This window comes from Candidatus Palibaumannia cicadellinicola (assembly GCF_002855795.1).
GTDB lineage: Bacteria > Pseudomonadota > Gammaproteobacteria > Enterobacterales > Enterobacteriaceae > Baumannia > Baumannia cicadellinicola_C.
Map to the genome: position 1 here is coordinate 1 of NZ_NJPO01000157.1, position 1,192 is coordinate 1,192.

Below are 1,192 nucleotides of genomic sequence, written 5' to 3' on the forward strand. Positions count from 1 at the left end.
CTAATATGGCTAAAGAACGCAAGATAAAAATCATTAATGGTTATGGAGAATTTACTAGTCATAATACGATAAAAGTATTAAAAAATAATTTAATGACTACTATTACATTTGATAATGCGATAATAGCTGCTGGTTCTAGTCCTATTGAATTACCATTTATATCTTTTAAAGATCAAAGAATTTGGAATTCTACTGATGCATTAGCATTAAATTTCATACCCAAGAAAATGTTAGTGATAGGAGGAGGTATTATTGGGTTAGAAATAGCAACTATTTATGAGATATTAGGTTCAGAAATAGATATCGTAGAAATGTCAGATCAAATTATTCCATCTGTTGATAACGATATTATTAAAGTATTTAATAAACATATTAGTAGTAAATTTAACATTATGTTACAAACTAAGGTTACAGCCATAGAATCTAAAAAAGATGGTATTTATGTAAGTATACTATTTAATACCAATCAAATTGATATTCAACGTTATGATATTGTCTTAATAGCGATTGGCCGTTATCCCAATGGTAAATTATTAAATGTGAAACAAGCAGGCATTCAAGTAGACGATAATGGTTTTATCCATGTAGATAAACAAATGCGTACTAATATATCACATATTTATGCGATAGGAGACATTGTTAGTCAACCAATGTTAGCACATAAAGGAATACATGAAGGTTATGTTGCTGCAGAAGTTATTGCCAATCAGACTCATTACTTTGATCCTAAAGTAATTCCTTCTATTGTTTATACAGAGCCTGAAGTAGCCTGGGTGGGTATAACTGAAAAAGAAGCTAAAGCAAAAGGTATTAACTATGAAGTATCTATTTTTCCTTGGATGGCTTCAGGTAGAGCTATTGTATCTAATTGTAAAGATGGAATTACTAAATTAATTTTTAATAAAACTAATAATAAAATTATCGGGGGAGCAGTTGTAGGAACGAATGGAGGTGAGTTACTTGGCGAAATAAGTCTAGCTATTGAGATGGGCTGTGATGCACAAGATATAGCATTAACTATTCATGCTCATCCTACGTTATATGAATCTATTAATTTGTCAGCTAAAATTTATGAAGGTACTATTATTGATTTACCAAATTCTAAAATAGTTAACACTAAATAAATTTTATATAAAATAAACATATAACATAAATATTGACAAATATAAATTTTTATTTTATGTTTATGAGT

1 protein-coding gene is annotated in these 1,192 nt (G+C 28.4%); it reads left to right on the forward strand.

Translation table 11 applies throughout. The annotated features are described in order from the left end of the window. Window positions 1-1,124, forward strand: a 1,124-nt coding sequence (locus CEX73_RS02875; protein ID WP_101627081.1) for a dihydrolipoyl dehydrogenase family protein, incomplete at its 5' end; no start/stop codon positions are given. Window positions 1,125-1,192: the final 68 nt, after the last annotated feature.